The sequence below is a fragment of the Pseudomonas sp. ANT_J28 genome (genome assembly GCF_008370005.1).
GTDB lineage: Bacteria > Pseudomonadota > Gammaproteobacteria > Pseudomonadales > Pseudomonadaceae > Aquipseudomonas > Aquipseudomonas frigoris.
This window is the reverse complement of sequence record NZ_VOBM01000004.1, coordinates 38,508-60,999: the sequence shown is the minus strand read 5'-3', so window position 1 is coordinate 60,999 and position 22,492 is coordinate 38,508. Positions and strand designations below refer to the sequence as shown.

At 58.8% G+C, this 22,492-nt stretch carries 11 protein-coding genes and 1 pseudogene; 5 read left to right on the top strand and 7 right to left on the bottom strand.

The features are described from left to right. Positions 1 to 26 precede the first annotated feature (26 nt). Entirely contained in the window at positions 27 to 3,647 is a 3,621-nt protein-coding gene (locus FQ187_RS03445) for a Tc toxin subunit A (RefSeq protein ID WP_149628412.1), read from the bottom strand. 149 nt (positions 3,648 to 3,796) lie between these two features. Further along, a complete protein-coding gene (locus FQ187_RS03440) occupies positions 3,797 to 6,580 on the bottom strand; it encodes a hypothetical protein (protein WP_149628411.1) in 2,784 nt (927 codons plus the stop codon). Positions 6,581 to 7,071: 491 nt separating this feature from the next. Here FQ187_RS03440 and FQ187_RS03435 point away from each other — a divergent pair. Then, positions 7,072 to 7,320 (top strand): annotated as a pseudogene (locus tag FQ187_RS03435) (DUF6124 family protein); the annotation flags it as partial. A 45-nt stretch (positions 7,321 to 7,365) separates the two neighbouring features. Here FQ187_RS03435 and FQ187_RS03430 read toward each other — a convergent pair. Beyond that, on the bottom strand, positions 7,366 to 7,725 hold the full coding sequence (locus FQ187_RS03430) for a PilZ domain-containing protein (RefSeq protein WP_149628409.1): 360 nt from the start codon (positions 7,723 to 7,725) through the stop codon (positions 7,366 to 7,368). Between the two features lie 235 nt (positions 7,726 to 7,960). Further along, on the bottom strand, positions 7,961 to 8,347 hold the full coding sequence (locus FQ187_RS03425; protein ID WP_046049689.1) for a tol-pal system YbgF family protein: 387 nt from the start codon (positions 8,345 to 8,347) through the stop codon (positions 7,961 to 7,963). Positions 8,348 to 8,504: 157 nt separating this feature from the next. Between FQ187_RS03425 and pyk the strand changes: the two genes are divergently transcribed. Then, positions 8,505 to 9,956 carry a pyruvate kinase gene (pyk, locus tag FQ187_RS03420; protein ID WP_149628408.1) on the top strand — a complete coding sequence of 484 codons (1,452 nt, stop codon included), beginning with the start codon at positions 8,505 to 8,507 and terminating at the stop codon, positions 9,954 to 9,956. A 207-nt stretch (positions 9,957 to 10,163) separates the two neighbouring features. Here pyk and FQ187_RS03415 read toward each other — a convergent pair whose 3' ends face one another. The 3 genes from FQ187_RS03415 to FQ187_RS03405 are packed head-to-tail and all read right to left on the bottom strand — an operon-like array spanning position 10,164 to position 12,976. Further along, positions 10,164 to 10,913: an enoyl-CoA hydratase-related protein gene (locus tag FQ187_RS03415; RefSeq protein ID WP_149628407.1), complete on the bottom strand. Its 750-nt coding sequence runs from the start codon at positions 10,911 to 10,913 to the stop codon at positions 10,164 to 10,166. A 28-nt stretch (positions 10,914 to 10,941) separates the two neighbouring features. Beyond that, positions 10,942 to 11,877 carry an iron-sulfur-binding ferredoxin reductase gene (locus FQ187_RS03410; RefSeq protein WP_149628406.1) on the bottom strand — a complete coding sequence of 312 codons (936 nt, stop codon included), beginning with the start codon at positions 11,875 to 11,877 and terminating at the stop codon, positions 10,942 to 10,944. Continuing rightward, positions 11,870 to 12,976 carry a GGDEF domain-containing protein gene (locus FQ187_RS03405; RefSeq protein ID WP_149628405.1) on the bottom strand — a complete coding sequence of 369 codons (1,107 nt, stop codon included), beginning with the start codon at positions 12,974 to 12,976 and terminating at the stop codon, positions 11,870 to 11,872. The genes FQ187_RS03410 and FQ187_RS03405 overlap by 8 nt, the downstream gene beginning before the upstream one ends. A 469-nt stretch (positions 12,977 to 13,445) precedes the next feature. Here FQ187_RS03405 and FQ187_RS03400 point away from each other — a divergent pair, with 469 nt between their 5' ends. The 3 genes from FQ187_RS03400 (at position 13,446) to FQ187_RS03390 (ending at position 22,456) form a co-directional block, all read left to right on the top strand. Further along, positions 13,446 to 14,969, top strand: a complete 1,524-nt coding sequence (locus FQ187_RS03400; protein ID WP_008156025.1) for a fumarate hydratase — start codon at positions 13,446 to 13,448, stop codon at positions 14,967 to 14,969. Positions 14,970 to 15,206: 237 nt separating this feature from the next. Then, positions 15,207 to 19,733: a SpvB/TcaC N-terminal domain-containing protein gene (locus FQ187_RS03395; protein WP_149628404.1), complete on the top strand. Its 4,527-nt coding sequence runs from the start codon at positions 15,207 to 15,209 to the stop codon at positions 19,731 to 19,733. Next, entirely contained in the window at positions 19,730 to 22,456 is a 2,727-nt protein-coding gene (locus tag FQ187_RS03390; RefSeq protein WP_149628403.1) for an RHS repeat domain-containing protein, read from the top strand. The genes FQ187_RS03395 and FQ187_RS03390 overlap by 4 nt, the downstream gene beginning before the upstream one ends. The last annotated feature ends 36 nt before the right edge of the window (positions 22,457 to 22,492 follow it).

The following is a 22,492-nucleotide window of genomic DNA, read 5'->3' as shown; positions in this document are numbered from 1 at the left end:
AACACACGAGCAGCCATCGACGCCGTTCACCGGCCAGCCTCTTCGCCGTCGAAGGTGATGGCGGCAAAATGGGACCTCGACTCAGCGACCTCGCTCAGGACACTGATCTCGAACTTTCCACCGGTGGGGCTGGAGACGAACACGCGCGTCAGCCCCTCCTGGTTCGTGTAGGCCTGCGCCGGGCGAATGATCAGCGAAGCGTCCGCAATATCGGAGGGTGGCAGTGGCTTGGAAGTCCATCTCACGAGGCTGTTTTTCCCAAGGTTTTTGAAGCTGTCCATCAACGTGGCGTAGAGTTCGATTTCTTCGCCGAACGCCACGGCTCCCAACGGCACCCGCGCCATGAGCGGTTGGGGAAATTGCAAGGTAAGGTGGTCTGCGATGACGTTGATGGTGTCTGCGTACTGCGGCTCGAACAGATCCAGCCAGAACAGCGGGGTGTCCGTACCCATGACCTTGCCGGGTATGAACTGCGCCTTGACCGTGCCATTAGGCTCCGTTGCGGCGGTGGCGATGCTGCCCAGAGCGGCGCTCCAGTAAACGTTGACACCGCTCAGCGGTTGTTCGTTGATGTCTGTGAGGGTCACGGTGAAGGTGATTTTATCCTCCGGTTTGTTGGCAACCACCTCGGTGTTGTCGACAGTACAGGTCATGGTAACGAGCTGTTTCAGATCCTCGGAGAAGGCAAGCACAGGCGCAAGGGTTTCGGACAGGCTCAGCAAGGCATGCTCCGCAGCCGTGTTGTACGCCGGTTTGTCTACCGCCTCCGGCAACGTGCCTATAAGGAAGATCGTCAAGGCATCCATGCCGGTGTGCGTCGCCAGCACCCGAACGCGCATCAGCAGATCCAGCTGGGTCAGGTTTTTCAGGACCTTGAGTTGCGGATCGATGCGGCCGACGCACTCGCGCACCTCCTGAACGCTCCAGTCGAAAAACTCCGCCAGCCGGATCGATGCCGCTTGTTGAGCCAGACGCGTTGCATGCTCGCCCAACGGATCAGGCAGCGCATTGACCTCGCGTAAATAATCGAGCAGTTTCTGCGCCGGTTGCTTGCTCAGCTCAAACGCCCGGGCGAGTGACGTCAGGTAGTAAAGCGTCCTCACTGTGAACGCGTGTTTGTCGTCCTGGCCCAACCAAGCCTTATGGCCATAATCCAGATAGTCCTGCAACAGCTCGGCACCAAGATCCAGCTTCGCCACCACCGCGCTGCGGCGGTGCACATCGGCCAACAGTTTGAGCAATGGATCGGGCTGTTCGTTGCGCCCCCTCACAGACTCGTCAAGATCCAGCCCCATACGCTCGATTACCTGACGCAACAGTCGGTACACCGTGGCATTGGCCCAGGCCAGCACCAATAATGCCTGCTCGGCGTTGACGCCCGCATACACCGCCAGGCACTCCTTGACCACCGACACCTGAGTCTCTCTGGCCTGCAAGAGTACGGTGAGCATTTTTTCGACGATGCCAGCGCGCACGCTTGCATTGCTTTCACCCAGGCCATCCTTTACCGCTTGATCAAGCGTTAGGCGTGCAACATCCAGATAATCGGCCTCCGTTCCCGTTTGGGCTACGACCAATCCGTCGGGATCGACCAGCGCCGTCAACAGGTCCAGCCAGCTGGCACCCGGCAGCGCTGGCACACCGGTCATCAACAACGCCGCGTTGGTGAACAGTGCACCGGACAACAGATTGCGCACCTGTTCAAACAACTGGCGCTCTTTGTCAGAGGCGGCAGCGAGAGCTTGCGGCTCCGAAACCTGCTGCAGCATCCAGAGCACCGGAATGTTGCGATCTGCACACCATCCCGCGCAGGAATGCATCGCATAGATGAGGGTCAACGCATCAGGCGTATTGACGCTGGCCGGATTGATCCGGGGAGCACCCGCCAGGCCATCGAGCCAGGATTTCCCACCCAACAATGTGAGCATCAGGACGCCTTCGACCGGCGTAATGCCCAACAGGCGCGGCAGCTTCACCAGACGGTAAAAACTGGACAGGGTCGCCGCGTTACGCAGCAGATTGTTGTCCTCGACACCCTGTGCTCCGGCAATCGCCAGGGCCAGATAACTGTAGGTCTGCAGATCGATCACCAAAGCGTTGCATATCTGGATGACCGTCAAATCGGGCACGCCCTGTGTCGGTAATACCGGGAACGTGTTGCCATCAAGCTTCAAGGGTTGAGGATAGTTGCCCTGACCGTTGAAGACTTGATCGAACTGCGAGAGTGCTTCACCGCGACCGTAAATCGACAACTCATCGATAAACACGGCAAATTCTTGCGCCGTGCACTTGTAGCGCTCGCGCAACGACTGAAACAGGCCCAATGCGTGCACGGTTCTTTCCGTGATCCGCCAAGCAGTGGCCTGCGCACCACCGCGCACTTCAGCCCTGATGGCTGCGACCAATAGCGCATCCACCTGCTCGCTGGGCAGCTCCAGCCACTGATCCAGGCGCAGCTTGCGGTTCATCCGGTCATAACGGTCAAGACCAATGGCTACGGAGGGATCAGCCGTCAACCGATGGAGAACCGAAGGCCCATCTCCGACACCCGTAATACTGACGGCAGGGTGGGTATTGGCATTGAGGTAAACCGAACCGGAGCGCCCGCTTTCCGGTTCCGCAGGCACCGATTCCGGGTACGTAACGTTGGCCGACCGCACAGGGGCGAAGCTGCGAACCGACAGCAGCGCCTCGAGCCCCGGCGTGTCGAGTTTGGTTCGCTCGCCGAAAAATGGAACCTGATTGAGGTTCTGCCACGTCAGCTCATCGGTACCGAAATTCCGTATATAGAATTTCTCTTTATCTGCAAGTGCCGGAGGACCTTCCGTCAGCAACTGTCGTTGATAAGGTCCCAGCCGCGACGCATGGGCCAGAGCTCGCCCCGCATCGTTGTCCCAGGCCTGATCCTGCAAAAAATAGGGAAAGGTGATATCCACCATGTGCGCAAAATTGCCCACCGACAGGCCATGGTGACGGGCGACCGCATCCAGGGTGACCCAGTGCTGGTAGTACGGGAGCCCGTTGGGATATCGCGCCTCGATCATCGCCTGCTCAAGATCCGTTTGAGCCTGGTGTGCCTTGATGAACGTTTCAAGCACCGAAACGATGATGTCGACCGAGGACACTGATCGATGTACCGCGTTGAAGTCGACGGCCAGCAGCTTCAGGTCTTTGCGGCGGTCATGCAGCAGCAGCTTGCCATCGGTGTTTGACAGGGACTCGATGTGTTGCTCGATCCACCGCAACAGCTCGATCAGATACGCCACTGGCGAGGCGAGAGACTCCAGAGCATCCGGGGGGCACAGGCTGTCGAACCTGGGGCTGAACAGACGCTCAAAACTGGGGCCGTCAACCATCGACAACAAACCGCTGCGCGGCCCGGCCCCCTCTGCTTTATCACTGTGCAGGCTGTGCTCGATAAACTGGCGCCGCACGTAGATGGCCATGCTGTTGGCCCGGCGCAAAAACTGGCGCGCATCATCGGGGCTGATGCAGTAGTCCCTCACCAGCCCTTGAACGCCCTTTTCCACCAGCGGAAAGATCGACCCGCCTTTTTCGAGGTAAGTCCCGAGGTCGGCGTACTGTGTAAGTTGTTGTTCACTGAATACTTGGTTCAGCAGCTGCAAGGCAGGGCGAGAGTCAGTCATGGTCAGGTTCCTTAAGTCGATAACGGCCCTGAACGGCCTGAAAAACCGGTCAGGCCGTGCGTTCGATTAAAGAGATTTGGCGCCTTGACGCGGTCACAGTCCACTGTCATAACTGACAGTTTTTATGACCGTTCGTCGGTAATCGGATGTCAGGGCTCCGCTATCGGAGGCACGCTTTCGAAGCGTTTGCTCTCGACCCATTCGGAAACCGTCGCACCATCGGTACCGTCAGTGATGCTTTGCCTGAACCGGCACCATTGGCCACCCAGAGGCAGCAATTGCTGCGCCTCCCCCTGCCAGGCCCCACCAGTGACGGGAAGATCGGGCGCCCATACTTGATCCGGACTGAACCAGCTCACCACTTGCCCAACACCAGGCCTGCCCCGGCCTTTGAAACCGACCGGATGACTGACCCACTGCCCCTGCGCTGGCGCATCGACGACAGGCTGATACGTACCCAACACCACCGGACGTGCGGCGGAATCGGCCGAATCGAACCCGTCGCACGACGCTACAGCCACCAGTGCGTAGAGGCCGCCGGGCTGATCGAACTCCAGCGTCACCGACCAGGTGCGATCCTCCAGCACCGGACTTCGTCCCAGCACAGAATGTGTGGCATCGCCCCGCCTCACCGTCACACTGTCCCCCGGCACACCGAAACCTGACACCACCACCCGCCGGCCGATGTGCTCGTCCGTGGCCGGGGTTTCGATAAGCGGGGCCGCCGGCACGACGTTGTAGTTAAGAGGCTGGCTATCCTGGGATGTCCACCTATCGAAAGTTTGCCTGGCCCGGATGTTTTTAGCCCCGATTGGCAACGTCACCTCGGCTTTCCAGCGGCCGTCACTACCCACCGGAATATTCGTCAGCAAAGGCACGGCAGCATCCTTCAACCAAACCTCTACCCGCCCGCCCGGCATGGCCCATCCCGAAAGGGTCGAGGTTCGCGGCAAATCGCCGTTTTCCATCGGCACCGCAATGACCGGTGGCACCAGCACCACCTCAAACACACGGGGTTCACTGCGCTCGGACTCCCCTTGATTGAGCTTCTGCTGCGCGTCAATGGTGTAGCGACGAAAATCCAGCCCGGTGAGATCGATTGACCACTCACCGTCCTCGGTCAATACCTTGGGCTCGCCCAGTGCCCTGCAAAATTGAGCGTCGCCCAGCTGCATCGTCGCCCCTTTGTAGCCCTTGTCGCCCTTTACGGTGAAGTCGCGCCACACCTCTGCCTCATCATCAGGGCCGGTAATCTGCGGGGTTGGCAATTTGACTGCAAATTGTCGGGACGCCGGGGGGGACGGCTCCAGATCGGCAAAAGTCTGCGTCGCAGTGACCGTATATTCTTCAGCCGGGGTGAACGGAGTCGGGCGTTTAAAGACCCAGGTGCCGTTGCTGATATCAGGCTTATGCAAATCGGCGCTGTCGCTGAACTTCAGAGTGACCACCGCCCCGGCCCAGCACGTGCCGGCCACTTCCGCATGTAACTCATCAACGGTGACACGGGTGATCTCAGGTGCCAGCAGCCCGATGGTGACATCCAGTGCAACAGACGTAGAGGTCAACCCATCTTTTTTGTGGACCACAAAGACTTTTCGCAACTTCGTCGGCCCCCAAGTGGCCGACGCTGGGATTGACCAGTTTGGAACGGTGAGCAGAACAGGGAGAACGACATCGTTATTGCCCGCATCAAGAACGTGAATCGTCGCCCCGACAATGCCCTTGCCGGTAAAGGTTGGCCTGTAGTCCGTGACGCTGTAGGCCACCTCGGTCGGTGGCGCAAGATTTTCGATGGTGACCTTGATCTCGACGAAATCAGAGGTCGCCGTTCCGATTTTCTGCACCACTTTGATGGATCGCGAGTTCACCGGCGCCCAAGGTGCCCTGGCACGGGTCGACCAGGTTCCGGCGTTGACGGAAGCATCTGGTACGTTCACAGAGCCGCCTGTAGCGTCCGTGATAACAATCGTTGCCCCATTCTCGCCATTGCCGGTGAAAATCGGTGTGCGGTCGTCCACGGTGTACTTCACATTGGTGGGCGGTGGTACTTTCCTGACAACGTCGAATAGGTACGGCTGCGAAAGTATCCAGCCATTGGCATTGTCGGGGACTTTCTGCACCGCACTCAGCGCGTACGTACCAAAGGGCCAGCTCGTCGCCGTGGTTTCCCACTGGCCGTTTCCCACCTGTACGGCGGGCGGTGCCGTTCTCACGGGTCCGCTGACAACGGTAATCTCGACCGTCGCGCCATCATGACCGGCACCTGAAAACTTCACGCCTGCTACAGGTGTGGTCAGAAATTCCGTTTTGATGGCCGTCAATTGGGGCGGTCGGATTTTGAATCCGCGCGCCTGACTGCGCCCGGAACGTTCACCATCCATGAATTGTTCCGCAACAAGGGAGATAGGCCCCGGCGTTACGGTGACAGTGACGTCCCAGCTTCCGCCGGTATTTACTAGGCCGGTACCAATGACAATGCGTTCGCTATGATCCCTAAGAATCTCGATTGTCGCACCAGTCCTGCCCCTTACACCTGAAACCATAAACGTCTGATCCCGAACACTGCTGGCACCAGGAGCAACGATGACAGGAGCCTCCAACGGCGCCTTGACCGAAAAAGTAATCGGGTCGGATGGGTACTCCTCACCATCAACGCCAATGATCACGGCAATTATTTTATGCGGACCGTTACTAAAGAAAATAGGCAGAGTTGCCCATGGCCCCCCGGGTGAGATGATTGGATAGGTGATCCCCAATGGCGTTTGGCTTCCATCGGCGTGTATCTTGCGTACATGAATAAAGAACGGCAGCCCGCCCCTTCCGGAAATCGAAACGTTCTGTCTGGTGAGTTCTTCACCATTTTCAGGACTTGTTATACGGAAAGGTTCAAAAATAGGTTCTTCTGGGGAAGACTCTTCAAGACCAGTGTCCATACACGTTCTCCAGCCAAGGATTACTAATACTGCCAATGTTCTACTTCCCGGCTTGAGCGTTTACTACCTGTAAAAACTGACAGTCCCGACAAGCGGTAACCGTCTCTCCGCACTTTTCCCCCATGTTTTCAACGCCTCAGTCCGCGGCTACAGCACCTTGCGCCGTTGCCTACAGATCCGCCAGAATCCGCCGGCTTGTGCGCCTTGGTATTGCCCCGTAACTTGATCCGCGTCGCTGCCAATCAGCGATCGGGTTTAGTCGCCCGGAAGGTATATGTAGGTGCATAAGCATCATCAAGTCGGGTATTCCCTATCCCCGCACTCGATGGTGGCTGTGCGCAGGGCGCCCTCGGGCGCGCCGGTAATTCGTATGCCTCCCGGTCGACTAACCTGCGTACCGCCGCCACCCTCTCGTTTAGTCGCGAATCGGTGGTAGCCCTAATAGAGGCAATACGATTATGTTCAAAGAAACACCTAATCCCGCCGACATCGACTCCCTCCGCTCATCCCAGAGCCGAGCCATGGAAATGTTCACCGTCGTCCCCGATGCAACCGCCGAAGCCCTGACCATCCAGACCTACGAAACCTTTTCGTCGGTCAGCATTCTGCTGCTGGACCTGGCAGAAAGCCTGGACGACAAGCCGCGTCATCTGGCGATGGCGATTTATCAGTTGAGTGAGTTGGGGTTGTTGCTGGTGGAGAGGTCGCTGGAGAACGAGATGGCGATCAAGACGACGTAACAACAGATAGCAGCTGGCGTAGCCTGCTGCTACAGGCTGCGGACTTCAGGCCGAGGCAGGCAACGACTGAAAACTGAAGTATCGCTTCAAGGCGCTGACCAATTGGCCATACTCCGGCGGTGCCCGTTGCAGGCTGAACCCGGCGTCATAGTGGTGAGGGGTCGTGTCTTCATGGCACCACAGGCAACACGCCTGAAGATCAATGACCTGCATGCAGCCGTCGCTGGCAGGGATTTTCAGGCGCAAATCGAAATCGGCGCCGATCATCATCGGCAACTGACTGATCAGCATCAGCCCGTCTTCGGACACGTTGCCCAGAAAGCCAATGGGTTTGTCGGTGATGCTGTTGAACACTCTTAGAAAATACGGCAGTTGATGCCGCTCGATCCGGCGGTCGGTAAACATGCGTAATTCGCCCAGCAAGGCCCTTAAGCAGAGCCGCACAAATGCTTCGGAACAGGCCTGCTTCTAAAGAGGCATGGCGCGCTCTCCCCGATCCCGGTGCGACAGTCGATAAAGCCGCTGCCGCTTACTCCTGCCGATCACAGGTGTTGAGTCGATCAGAGGCAAGGCTCTGAATCGATCTATTCGACTATAGCTCACCACCGCCGGTGAGCCAGTCTTTGAACAACTACGACAATCAGAACTGCGTCGGGCGCACGACCGCAGCAGCACTGCGCAGCGGATAGTGGCCCAGCGACTGCAAGGTTTCCAGGCGGGCGCGCGCGCGGTAGGCGTATTCACTTTGCGGGTACGAGGCCATGATGAACTGGTAGGTTTGCGCCGCATCGACAAACAGTTTCTGCCGTTCCAGACACAACCCGCGCAGCATCGAGACTTCCGGCCACACGTAAGGCCGCGCGCGGCTGGCGCGTTCGACTTTGGACAGTTCGAGCGTTACTTGCTCGCAATTGCCACGGTCATAGGCGCTGTAGGCGTTATTCAAATGATGGTTCATCGACCAACGGGTGCAGCCCGTGACGCTGAGGGCACTGATGGCAAGGGCGGCAATGAGCACGAATCGCATGGGGGTTCTCCTGTCTTGAGCTCTGTATCGACCCGTTGTGCAAAATCTTCAGGAATGTTCGTTTCAAAAAACAAACGAATAAGTAGTGCAAACGAACAATGACTACAACATCGGACCATAGTAGCCTCACTCAGCGCTTGAACTCAGGAGTCTATGCATGTCCGTCCGTCGCACCAAAATCGTCGCTACCCTTGGCCCGGCCAGTAACTCGCCGGAAGTTCTCGAACAGCTGATTCTGGCTGGCCTGGACGTCGCCCGCCTGAACTTCTCCCACGGCACCCCCGACGAGCACAAGGCTCGCGCGAAGCTGGTGCGTGACCTCGCTGCCAAGCACGGCCGCTTCGTCGCCCTGCTGGGTGACCTGCAAGGCCCGAAAATCCGTATCGCCAAATTCGCCAACAAGAAGATCGAGCTGAAGATCGGTGATCAATTCACCTTCTCCACCAGCCATCCTCTGACCGAAGGCACCCAGACCATCGTCGGCATCGACTACCCGGATCTGGTCAAGGACTGCGGCGTGGGCGACGAGCTGCTGCTCGACGACGGCCGCGTGGTCATGCGCGTTGATACCGCCAATGCCACCGAGCTGAATTGCACCGTACTGATCGGCGGTCCGCTGTCCGACCACAAAGGCATCAACCGTCGCGGTGGCGGCCTGACCGCACCGGCCCTGACTGAAAAAGACAAGGCCGACATCAAGCTCGCTGCCGAGATGCAAGTCGATTACCTCGCCGTGTCCTTCCCGCGTGACGCCGCCGACATGGAATACGCCCGTCAACTGCGCGACGAGGCCGGCGGTACTGCCTGGCTGGTGGCGAAGATCGAACGCGCCGAAGCCGTGGCCGACGACGAAACCCTCGACGCGCTGATCAATGCCTCCGACGCCGTCATGGTGGCTCGTGGTGACCTGGGTGTGGAAATCGGCGACGCCGAGCTGGTGGGCATTCAGAAGAAAATCATTCTGCACGCACGTCGCCACAACAAGGCTGTGATTGTCGCGACCCAGATGATGGAGTCGATGATCCAGAACCCGATGCCAACCCGCGCCGAAGTGTCCGACGTGGCCAACGCCGTGCTCGACTACACCGACGCCGTGATGCTCTCGGCGGAAAGTGCTGCCGGCCTGTACCCGCTGGAAGCGGTGCAAGCCATGGCGCGCATCTGCATCGGTGCTGAAAAGCACCCGACCAGCAAGACCTCCAGCCACCGCATCGGCAAGGTCTTCGAAAGCTGCGACCAGAGCATCGCCCTGGCGGCCATGTACACCGCCAACCACTTCCCGGGTGTGAAGGCGATCATTGCCTTGACCGAAAGTGGCTACACGCCGTTGATCATGTCTCGTATCCGTTCCTCGATACCGATCTACGCGTTCTCCCCGCACCGCGAAACCCAGGCCCGTGCGGCAATGTTCCGTGGCGTCTACACCGTACCGTTCGACCCGGCATCGCTGCCGCCTGAGCAAGTCAGCCAGGCCGCGATCGACGAGTTGCTCAAGCGCGGCGTAGTCGAGAAAGGCGACTGGGTCATCCTGACCAAGGGCGACAGCTACCACACCATCGGCGGCACCAACGGGATGAAAATCCTGCACGTTGGCGATCCGATGGTCTGAGTGATCGACCGCTGAAACAAAAAAGCCCCGCCATGTGAATGGCGGGGCTTTTTGGTTTTTGATCCGAGCATTGTGTTGTCTGATCAGGCCTCTTCGCGGGCAAGCCCGCTCCCACAGTAATGGGTGGTGATCACAAATCCGGAGTACAACACAAAACCCTGTGGGAGCGGGCTTGCCCGCGAAGGGGCCGGCTCAGTCAGCGGAGATTCAATGCCGGTTGATAAACGCTGACAACGCCGCAATCGCTTCCGGCGAGCGCAACCGTTGGGTGAACTGTGCGCTCTCTTCTTCTATTGCCTTGCGCAGTTGTTCCCGGTCCGGGGCTTTCATCAATTGCTTGCTGATACGCACCGCTTCCGAAGGCAGCGACTCGAAACGCAACGCCATCTCCCGCGCCTTCGCTAACACCGCTTCGCCACTGTCCAAGGCTTCGGTTGCAATGCCCCACTGCGCGGCTTGTTCACCGCTGAAACCCTCGCCCAGCAGCAACAACTCGGCGGCTTTGGCCTGCCCGAGCAATCGCGGCAGAAGCAGGCTGGAGCCGAACTCCGGGCATAACCCGAGATTAACGAACGGCATGCGAAGGCGCGCATCGCGGCTGACATACACCAGATCGCAATGCAGCAGCATCGTCGTGCCAATACCCACCGCTGCACCGGCCACGGCGGCGATCACCGGTTTGCGGCATTCGAGCAGGGTGAGCATGAACTGAAACACCGGGCTGTCGAGGTTGATCGGCGGTTGCTGGATGAAGTCGGCGATGTCGTTGCCGGCGGTGAAGCACTCGGTAGAACCGGTGATCAGCACGGCGTTGATTTCCGGATCGGAATCCGCCTGTTTCAGCGCTTCGGCCAAGTGGCTGTACATGGCGCGGGTCAGGGCGTTTTTCTTGTCGGGGCGGTTGAGGCGCAGGGTCAGCAGGCCGCGCTCACGTTCAAATCGGATGGCATCGCTCATGGTCGGTCTCGCGTCTGAAAATCAGCGCTCAACCGCGGAGAACAAAGACATCCGCCAGCAGTTGATTGCGCGGCAATCCCGCCAGGTACAAGCGCCGGGCAAAGGCGTCGACGCTGTCAGGGGCCCCGCAGAGTAAGGCCAGGGTTTGCCGGGAGACAAGCCGCAGTTGCGCCAAAGCCTCTGGCAACTCGGCCGCTGTCCACAGCTCAATGCTCAGGTTCGGGTGGCTGGCTGCCATGGCATGCAGGGGTTTGGCCAGGTAATGTTCCTCGCCATCATGGGCCAGGTGAATGACACGAATGGCACCTTGGTGATCTTGCCGTAGCGCTTCCCGCAAGATACCGAACAACGGCCCCAAACCCGTGCCGGCGGCCATCAGCCAAAGTGCTCGGGTGTTCCAGTCCGGGTCGTAATGCAATGCCCCGCCGCGCAACTCGCCGAGGCGGATTGGATCGCCGATTTTCAGCTGACGGGCTGCGTCGCTGAATTCACCCGGTTGGCGACAATCAAGATGGAACTCCAGAAAGCGGTCTTCTTCCGGCAGGCTGGCCAATGAATACGGCCGCGCCACATTGCCCGCCCACAACACCAGATGCTGCCCGGCGCTGTAGCGCAAAGGGCTTTGAGGGGTCAGGCGCAAACGCAACACGCTGGCGCTCAGCCAATCGACAGCCGCCACCTCGGCCGGGCGGCCATCCTGCTGAGGATCGAAGGTGTGCACCTGCAAGTCCTCGACCACCTGACACTGACACGCCAGGCGCCAGCCTTGCTGACGCTGGTCTGCACTCAGGGCGTCGGGGCGGCTGTCACTCGGCAGCCCTTGGACACATTGCACCAGACAGGCATGGCAACTGCCGGCGCGACAGCTGTAGGGCACAGACACGCCGTTCTGATTCAACGCATCGAGCAGGTTGCTGCCCGCCGCCACCGACCATTGGCGTTCGCCGACCCGTAACTCAGGCATCGACGTTCTCCCACGCGGCCGCGCAACGATTGCGGCCGTCACGCTTGGCGCGATAAAGCGCCTGGTCGGCGCGCTGCAAGGCTTCATCGAGATCGTCGCCCAGTTCGAGTAACGTCATGCCCGCCGACAAGCTGAGATGGGCGACGTTGAGTCCGATCAGTTCTACATCGGTGAACGCAATGCGCAGCCGCTCGCAACAGGAGGTCAAGCGTTCGGCGTTGCAATCGGGCAACAGCACGACGAATTCTTCGCCACCGTAACGGGCCAGAATATCGCCCTCGCGCAAGCAGGCGGTGGCTACCGCGGCAAAGGCTTGCAGCACCTGATCACCGGCGGCATGGCCGTGCACATCGTTGATCCGTTTGAAATGATCGAGGTCGATCAGCGCCAGGCCATGCATGACACCGGCGTCCATGGCCTTCAGCTCACGGGAGGCCAGGCGCAGGAAATGCCGGCGATTAAACAGCCCGGTCAGTTCGTCCGTGGCCACCAGGTCTTCGAGCTGGCGCATCATCCCGCGCAAGGTGTCCTGATGCGCCTGCAAGGCAAATCGGCGCTGACGCATGCGTTGACGGGAGGCCTGGACGTGACGGGCATAAAGTTCCAGCCAGACCAACACGATGAGCAACACGCACACCTGCAATGCGGCCAGTGCCGGGTCGGGTAACTGGAAGTGGTAGCCCTCCCACAGCGTGATCGCGCTGAAACTGAAAAACACCAACAGCGCGCACCGCAAAAAGGCCATGCGCGAAAGATGGAACAACCCGAACAGCAGAATCAGCACATAGAACACCAGGAACGCGCCGCGTGCTTCGTCCAGATTGGCGATCAGCCAGGTTTGCCAACCCAGCCCCAGCAACACTTGCGCTTCAGTCAGGCTGGGGTCGGAAAAACGCAGGTTGCAGCCACTGTAAAACACCGCAAACAACGCCGCCTGACTGATGACCACCAGCGCACTGCCGATGGCCACGTTGGACAGGGATTCATCGTAATGACCGGTGAAAAACGCCAGCCACAACAGCACCAAAGCCAAAGCGTAAGTGCCGGCTGCGAGGGCAAAGCGTTTGAGCAACAAGCGCTGGATGGCGTTATGGGTCAATCGTTGACTCACCGTGCGAAGGGAGGCTGCTTGAGTGTCCTACTCTACAGACCGAATGCCACTTTAGTAGCGTGCCTGATAAATGACCATTCAATTTTAAGGGTGGAAAACTGGCGTCAATGCCATGACCTTCGACTTTCCGCAAATTTGCACACAAACCTTTGTGGGAGCGGGCTTGCTCGTGAAGGCGGCGTGTCAGTCACATTAATGTTGGATGTGCCGACGCCTTCGCGAGCAAGCCCGCTCCCACCAAAAGCCCTGCCGCAGGTTTATTTGCATTGCCTGCGTATGCGACCAACGATTGACTACCGGCGGGTGTGCCCGGAACCGAGGCGCGTTATACTGCCGCGCCTTTTTAGCGTCGCGCCAGCAGCCCCGGCGTGCCTTGTAAAGGTGCTTGCAACCGACCGATGCACCCAAGCTGCAAGCACCTTATTGAATGTTCCCGTCTTTTAGAGGAGCGCGACTCATGACCGTGATCAAGCAAGACGACCTGATTCAGAGCGTTGCCGACGCCCTGCAGTTCATTTCCTATTACCACCCCGTTGACTTCATCCAGGCGATGCACGAAGCCTACCTGCGCGAAGAATCGCCAGCAGCCCGTGACTCCATGGCGCAAATCCTGATCAACTCGCGGATGTGCGCCACCGGCCACCGCCCGATCTGCCAGGACACCGGCATCGTTACCGTGTTCGTTCGCGTGGGCATGGACGTACGTTGGGATGGCGCCACCATGGGCCTGGACGACATGATCAACGAAGGCGTGCGCCGGGCTTACAACCTGCCGGAAAACGTCCTGCGTGCCTCGATCCTCGCTGACCCGGCGGGTGCTCGTAAAAACACCAAGGACAACACCCCGGCCGTTATCCACTACTCCATCGTTCCGGGTAACACCGTCGAAGTGGACGTGGCGGCCAAGGGCGGCGGTTCCGAGAACAAGTCGAAAATGGCCATGCTCAACCCGTCCGACTCGATCGTCGACTGGGTGCTGAAAACCGTTCCGGAAATGGGCGCCGGCTGGTGCCCTCCGGGCATGCTCGGCATCGGCATCGGCGGCACCGCCGAGAAAGCCGCCGTCATGGCCAAGGAAGTGTTGATGGAATCCATCGACATTCACGAGCTGAAAAAGCGCGGCCCGTCCAACCGTATCGAAGAGATGCGCCTGGAGCTGTTCGAGAAGGTCAACCAACTGGGCATCGGCGCCCAGGGCCTGGGCGGCCTGACCACCGTGCTCGACGTGAAGATCATGGATTACCCGACCCACGCCGCTTCGTTGCCGGTGTGCATGATCCCGAACTGCGCCGCCACCCGTCACGCGCACTTCGTGCTCGACGGTTCCGGCCCGGCCTCGCTGGAAGCGCCACCGCTGGACGCCTACCCGGAAATCGTCTGGGAAGCCGGCCCATCGGCTCGTCGCGTCAACCTCGACACCCTGACCCCGGAAGACGTGCAGAGCTGGAAGCCGGGCGAAACCGTCCTGCTCAACGGCAAGATGCTCACCGGTCGCGATGCTGCGCACAAGCGCATGGTCGAGATGCTGAACAAGGGTGAAACCCTGCCAGTGGACCTGAAAGGTCGCTTCATCTACTACGTCGGCCCGGTTGATCCGGTGCGCGAAGAAGTGGTTGGCCCTGCCGGTCCGACAACGGCAACGCGGATGGACAAGTTCACCCGCCAGATCCTCGAGCAAACCGGCCTGCTGGGCATGATCGGCAAATCCGAGCGCGGCCCGACCGCGATCGAAGCGATCAAGGACCACAAAGCCGTTTACCTGATGGCAGTTGGCGGCGCGGCTTACCTGGTGGCACAAGCCATCAAGAAATCCCGCGTGGTGGCTTTCGCCGAACTGGGCATGGAAGCGATCTACGAGTTCGACGTGAAAGACATGCCGGTTACCGTTGCGGTTGATAGCAAGGGTGAGTCGGTACACATCACCGGTCCTGCCATCTGGCAGAAAAAGATCAGTGAAAGCCTGGCGGTGGAAGTGCAGTAAGCACTTCAGCCTGCCAATACGGCCGGGTCGTCTTTTAGATGACCCGGCCGTTTTTTTTTGCGTGTCACTTTAACTATTCGCTATATAACGCAGCGTTTTCCACGGTATTCGGTCTAAAAAAACCGGCCTTACCTGTCATATCTGACAGGTCACGCCGCCTGCTGGTCTTGTTAGCTTTGCTTCATCACGCGATACCGTTGCCACGCGCGGGTGCCAAGCCAAAACAGGATCAGCCCCATGGAAGAACAAGCCTCCCTGAGCATCACTGAACCCTCCATCGCCAAGAGTGCTTCCATTGCCACGATTGGCAAAAGCTGGGGATCGGTCGGCGTGACCGGCAGTGCCTCGTTCGAGTTGCCGCTGCCCCTTTCAGGAGGACGCGGTTTCGATCCCGCAATGGCGCTGAGCTATGACAGCCAGGGCGGTAACGGCCCGTTTGGCATCGGATGGCGTTTGGGCGTCAGTGCTATCACTCGCCGGACCAGCAAGGGTGTACCCGATTACCTCGCCACCGACATCATGGTCGGCCCCGGCGGCGAGGAGTTGATGCCCGAACTGGATGACGAGGGCAAGCCAAAGTCCAGTGTTGTAACCGATTATCGCGGTCTCCCCATTGGTGAACACCACGTTGTGCGCTACTGGCCACGGGTCGAGAGTTCGTTCGATCTGATTGAACTCTGGCGCTCCGACACCACTCCCGAGGGTTTCTGGCTGGTGCATGGGGCCGATGGCAGTCTTCACCTGTTCGGTAAATCCGATACCTCGCGCCGGGCTGATCCGCAGGACCCGCAACGCGTTGGTGCCTGGTTGTTGCAGGAAAGCATGAACCCCCACGGTGAACACATTTGCTTCGAATACAAAGCAGAGGACTCGTCTGAGGACCCGGATCAGCCACACGACTACCGGGCTCAGCGTTACTTGCATCGCGTGCTGTATGGCAACTTCGAAGCGAGTCAGCACTTGTATGGCTGGAACGTACTGAGATCAGCGCCGCCTTCATGGCACTTCCATCTGGTATTCGACTACGGCGAGCGTACTAAAGCCCTGACGGAAAAACCGGTCTATGACGGCGACACACTTAATCCGTGGCTGACACGCTCAGACCCCTTTTCCTCCTATGGTCAAGGCTTTGAAGTGGGCACTCGCCGCCTCTGCCAACAAGTATTGATGTTTCATCAATTTCCCGATTCAGAGGCCGATCCGGTGCTGGTTCGGCGTGTGGTATTCGACTACCCCCGCAGCATAGCGCTCTGGTCCTATAGTCAAATCGTGGCGGCGCACTATCAAGCGTACGATGCCCGTGGCGCGGTGGAAAACATGCCGCCGGTGGAGTTCGACTATTCAGGCTTCGAACTCAATAAGCAGTCGAGCCAGTTCTTCCCGTTCGAAAACATGCCCGGCATCGAGGACGGTGCGAACCACCAATGCGTCGATCTGTTCGGTGAAGGCGTTCCTGGTTTTCTCTGTCGTTACGACCAGAGCTGGTATTACCGCGAACCCTTGCGCGCGCCGACGGGGGCGGATGACATCCACTATGGCCCATGGACAGAACTGAACCGCATTCCCGTGGCCGATCGCAATCAACCGACCTATCAGGCGTTGACCGATCTGACCGGCGACGGCCGGCTGGACTGGGTCCTCGCCTCGCCTGGTATGAGCGGTTTCCACACCCTCAATCCTGATCGCAGCTGGTCAGGGTTCATTCCCTTTTCTGCCTTCCCGGTGGAATTCTTCCACACGCTTTCACAGTCTGGCGATTTGATGGGTGACGGGCTCAGCTCGATGGCGCTGATCGGTCCGCGGAGCGTGCGCCTGTACGCTAATCGACGTGAGGAAGGTTTCGCGCCGGGCCAGGAGGTCGAGCACGAACCAAACACCGATCGCCTGCCGCTGTTCAGCAACTCCCGCACCGAACTGGTGATGCTGGGCAACTTGCTGGGCAGCGACATGACCGAGCTGTGCCGCATCCGGCACGACGAAATCAAATGCTGGCCGAACCTCGGTCACGGTCGGTTCGGCAAGGGTTTTGTCATGAGTGCCCTGCCCTTCGATTACGCGACATTCGACGCGGCGCGGGTGCGGATTGCCGACCTCGACGGCTCCGGTGCACCGGCACTGATTTATCTGAAGTCCGACTGTTTCGAGATCTATTTCAATCGCGGCGGCAATGGTCTGGAGCAGATCCCCGTCACGGTCCCTTGGCCCGACGACATCCGTTACGACAACCTGTGCCAGGTCACCCTCGCCGACCTGCAAGGCCTGGGCTGCGCCAGCCTGATCCTGACCGTGCCGCACATGAAACCACAGCATTGGCGCTACGATTTCGTCAGCGCCAAGCCTTACATGCTGGTGGCCAGTAACAACAACATGGGTTGCAGCACCCAAGTGGTGTATCGCAGTTCGGCACAGGAATGGCTGGATGAAAAGAATCGGATACTCAAGCTCAAACGCTTGCCGATTTGCTACCTGCCGTTCCCGGTGCCGGTGGTCAAGCAACAAAGCCAGCTCGATGAAATCACCGGCAACTGCCTCAACCAGTTCTTTGAGTATTTGCACGGTTATTACGATGGCCGAAACCGCGAGTTTCGCGGCTTCGGGCTGCTGCGCCAGACCGACAGCGAAACCAGCGCAAGTGAAGACGACATCGGCTTTACCGCCCCGGCACTGGTCTGCACGTGGTTTCACACCGGACGGCAAATCGATCTGCCACGCGATGGCTATTTCAACCGTGACTCCGAAGCGTGTGATTTGAAACCCACGCTGTTCTGCCAGTATCACCGCGACGACGATTTCGATGACCCGATCCCGCCGCCCGATGAAGCCACCGCCCACGAAATCGCCCACGCCCTCGCCGGTTCAGTGCTGCGTGTGGAGACCTACGCCGCCGACGATGACCTGACCAGGGCGGTGCCTTTCGCGGTGGAGGAAAGTCGTTTCAAGGTGCGCGAGCTGCGCAAAAAGGGAAAGCATGACGCTTACCCGATCATGCTGCCCTTGTCGCTGGAAAAGATCAGCTATCAGTACGAACGCTTCCTGAATGACCCTCTGTGCCGACATGAAATCACGTTGGGCCACGACGAGTTTGGTCTGCCTGTGCATGCCATTTCGGTCAGTTATGCACGGCGCAGAAACCCGGATGATGACGAACCGCCGTTCGATGACGCTGATGAAAACCAATGGTGGACGGATGCCCATGACCCGGCCCAACAGTCCTACTACCTGAGTGAATCCCGCGCCGAGTTCATTCACTTGAAAGAGGACCTGCAAGGCTGGCGACTGGGCCTGCCTTATCTGCAACGTGACAATGCGTTGGTACTGCCCAAGAAGCCAGCATCCGGGGGGCTCGCCCCCGCAGACATTTCCTATGAAGGATTTATCGACCTGTACGCCTCGCCCGAATGGGCCGCACAGAGGCTACTGACCACGCAGTCGGTCTATCGCTACTTCAAGACTGACGACCGAACAGTGCTTGCCGATGGCAAGGCCGATTTCGAGGCACTGCGGGCACCGTTGGAAATTGCCCAACTGGACAAGACAGCACTGCAAGCCTACGACACGGTGCCGTCGCTCGTTATTCGGGACGAACTGGAAAAAATCGGCTATTCGGCCATGCCCCTGGTACTGGGGGTAGACGAGGAGGCAGACAAGGAGGAGGACAAGGAGAGGAATCTATGGTCGTCCCGGTATGGTTATGCCAAGTACGGCGAGCTCGACAGTTTTTACAAAGTGATGGAGTACAACGAAACGCCCAGTTACGGCATCACGACAGCCCGCTACGACGCCTACTGTCTGCTGCCGAAAAGCATCACGCAGCCGGACGGGTGCGAAGCCCGTTTCGAATATGACTATCACGCGCTGCAACTCATGCGCAGCATCGATGCCAATGACAATGTCGAGGAAGCCCTTTACGAGCCGTCCGGACAACCCCTTGCCATCAGTTTTTATGGCACTGAAGACGGCGAACAAATGGGTTTTCGCCCCCTCGACGAACACGAACGTCCTGCGGACCATCGTCCAGACCCTGCCATCGAAGATCCGAAAGGCGCCCTGCAAAAAGCGGCCAGTGTATTGCGCAAGGACCTGTTCAGCTGGATGGGCGAACTCCCCCATTCCGTCAGGCAGACACCTGACTGGCTGACCACCTGGATTGCGCAAGGTTACGTGCTACCCACCCTGCATATTCGCGCCAGCGCCCGACGTAGACTGTCCCGGCTCAAGTCCCTGACCGGGCCTGAACAAGCGCTGCTCGACCTGATCCACTCGATTCCCCGCGAACCGGTGCACAGCGTCGTCCTCACCGCCGACCGCTATTGGGATGATGAGCTGCAGCAAATTCAGATCGTCAAAGCTTTCGTGGATGGTTTTGGCCGGCCACTGCAGACCAAACAGTTGGTCGAGCCGGGGCAGGCTTTTGTGGTGGAAAACGGTGAGCTGGTGATTGAAGACGGCAAGCCAAAGGTCGCGCACGCCGACCCGCGCTGGCGCGTCAGCGAACGTGTGGAATACAACAACAAGGGCTTGGCCGTTCGGGTGTTTCGCCCTTACTTCGCCAATGGGCACCGCTATATCAATGACCACTCCTTTCGTCAGTTCGGCCATCACGATCAACAGTTCTACGACGTGCTCGGTCGCCTGACCAAAGTCATCAATGCCAAAGGAGATGTCGCGCTCGAAATCATCCACCCCTGGTACACCACCAGTCTGGACTTTAATGACACCTACGTTGCGCCGCCTGAAAGTGGGTTGAAGGCAGGCAAGCCATGACGACCTCGGTTCATTGGCGGACCCCGAATGTGACGGCCATTGATAGCCGGGGCTTACCGATTCGCCAGATCGCGTACTTGCGCAAGGTCAACGGCGGGCCACTGGAAACCCTGATTACCCGACAACGGCATGACGCTGCCGGGCGATTGCTCGAACAATGGGACCCACGATTGTTCGGTATCGTCGCCAACCTGAGCACGACCTACCGACTTTCCGGCGAGCCGCTGAAGGTCTCCTCTGTAGATGCCGGCTGGCGCTTGAGCCTGGTCGGGCTGACCGGTGAAGAGCTTCAGCGTTGGGATCAGCGTGGCAGTCATTGGCGCACCACCTACGACCCTCAGTTGCGCCCGCTCGCCATCGAGGAAAACGGCCAGCCGAACGTCGAAACCGTTACCTACGCTGACGCCTCCGCCGATCCCGCCCGCAACCTGCGCGGCCAATTGACCGAGCAGGTCGACCGCTCCGGCACCCTGAGCCTCGACAGCTACGGCCTGCTCGGACAACCGTTGCGCGAAACCCGAACCCTGGTCGAGGGCAAGCCCTACCACAGCAACCGGATTTATAGCCCGCTCGGCACCGTGCTGAGCCAGACCGATGCCGGTGATCACCAGCAACAGTTCGGCTACGACGTTGCCGGGCAGCTCAAACACGTTCAGCTGCGGATAAAAGGCAGCCTGAACTGGCAGCCGGTGCTCAAAGACGCGCAGTACAACGCCGCCGGCCAGATCATCGAACAACGCGCCGGCAATGACGTGCTCAGCACCTGGACCTACGACCCGGTCGATGGCCGCCTGTCCACGCAGCGAGCGCAAAAAAACGCCGAGCCGGCGCTGCAGGATCTGGAATATTTCTACGATCGCGTCGGCAACATCACCCGCCTCGAAGACCACACCTTCCAGCCGATTTATTTCGCCAACCAGCTCGTCGATGGCCACCGCGACTTCACCTATGACTCGCTGTACCGGCTGACCAGCGCCAGCGGTTACGACGATGCACCGCCGTCGGATATTCCGGGACGGCCTCTGCCCGGCGACCCCAGCAATCGGCTCAACTACACGCAACACTATGAGTACGACCCTGGCGGTAATCTGATCGAACTGTGTCACGTGCGTGCGGGCGCCTCACAGACCCGCGAGATGTTCATCGACCCCACCAGCAACCGTGGTGTGCGCTGGAAACCCGGTGATCCGCCACCGGACTTCGAAACATTGTTCGACCGCCACGGCAACCTCAACGACTTGCAGCCAGGCAAAATCTTGACGTGGAACAGCCTTGATCAGCTGGAATCAGTGACTCTGGTCAATCGCGCCAACGGCCCCGATGACGAAGAGTTCTACCGCTACAGCCAAGGCGTGCGCGTGTTCAAACGCCATGAAACCCACACCTCTTCGCTCAGCCATTTCCAGGAAGTGATCTACCTGCCGGGGCTGGAAATCCGCACCCGCGACAACGGCGAAGAGCTACACGTGATCTCCCTGTCTGGCGGGCACGGCAGCGTGCGTTGCCTGCACTGGGCCAGCGGCAAACCCGCAAAAATCGCCGAAGACCAATTGCGCTACAGCCTCGACGATCATTTGGGTTCCTGCGCTCTGGAGCTCGATCAACAGGCGCAGGTGATCAGCGAGGAAGGTTATTACCCGTTCGGCGCCACGGCCTGGTACGCACGCAGTAACGAGGTAGACGTCGACTACAAAACCATTCGCTATTCGGGCAAGGAAATGGATGACAGCGGGCTGTACTACTACGGCGCACGCTATTACGCACCGTGGTTGCAACGTTGGGTGAGTGCTGATCCCGCGGGGGATGTGGATGGGCTGAATTTGTATGGGTTTGTGGGGAACAATCCGCTCAACCATGTCGATGAGCTAGGAGAGAAACGAACGCCAGCGGAGTTGAAAGCCATCGTCAATCATTACTCTACTCTGTTGGCGACGCTGCAGCCCAAACTGGATCAGTCGATTTATCAATTGAATAATTTGCACCGTACCCGAGATATCTACAAATCAGGCGCCAAAAGATTAATTTTCACCAGCGTCAATTTGATTGCCTCAGCCTTTACAGCCGGTGTAGCGGGCACGATGGCGACAGCCAGTGCCGTCGTTACGGGACCGGTAGCCCCGATAGTCGGACCGATATTCGGTATCGGCGCTGCCATCTTGGCGGCGGATTTAACAGGCAATGCTCTAGACAAAGTTGCTAAAAAGAGCGCTTTTGGATTTCCACTCTTACCAAAGGCGGACGACTTTTCTGTGGACAATATCGTCAAAGAAGCGGGGCCTTTGAGCCTGAGGTCGGAAGTGAAAGCAATGGCATCCAAATACGACCCCCGAACAACGGACGGCCAAAAAGAAGCTGCCTTAACAATAACCTTCAATGTTGCAGATACATTCATCAGCACAACTCACCTGGAAAAATCGCTGGCCCTCTTTCGCTTGAGCACCGAAATGACAGAAGCGTTAAATGGCACACTCGGTCCACGAGACCTCGAGGTAACAAACCAGGCCCTCGAAACAATGGGGGACTTCCTGAACAGCCAGAAAGACCTGGCTGATGAGGCTCTGGACGAGCTTGAGAGCAGCACTAACTCCATCGATAAGGCAGAAGCCGCAGGGCTCCGACATCGGCTTGGAGATAACGAAACCGTTGTGAAAGCCAAGATGCAACGCGTGGTGGACCTGAACGCTCGATTAAAACAACGTCTTCAGCAACAACGCGCAGCTTGATCTGATGACAGACACTATTGAACCCCAAGCCTCACG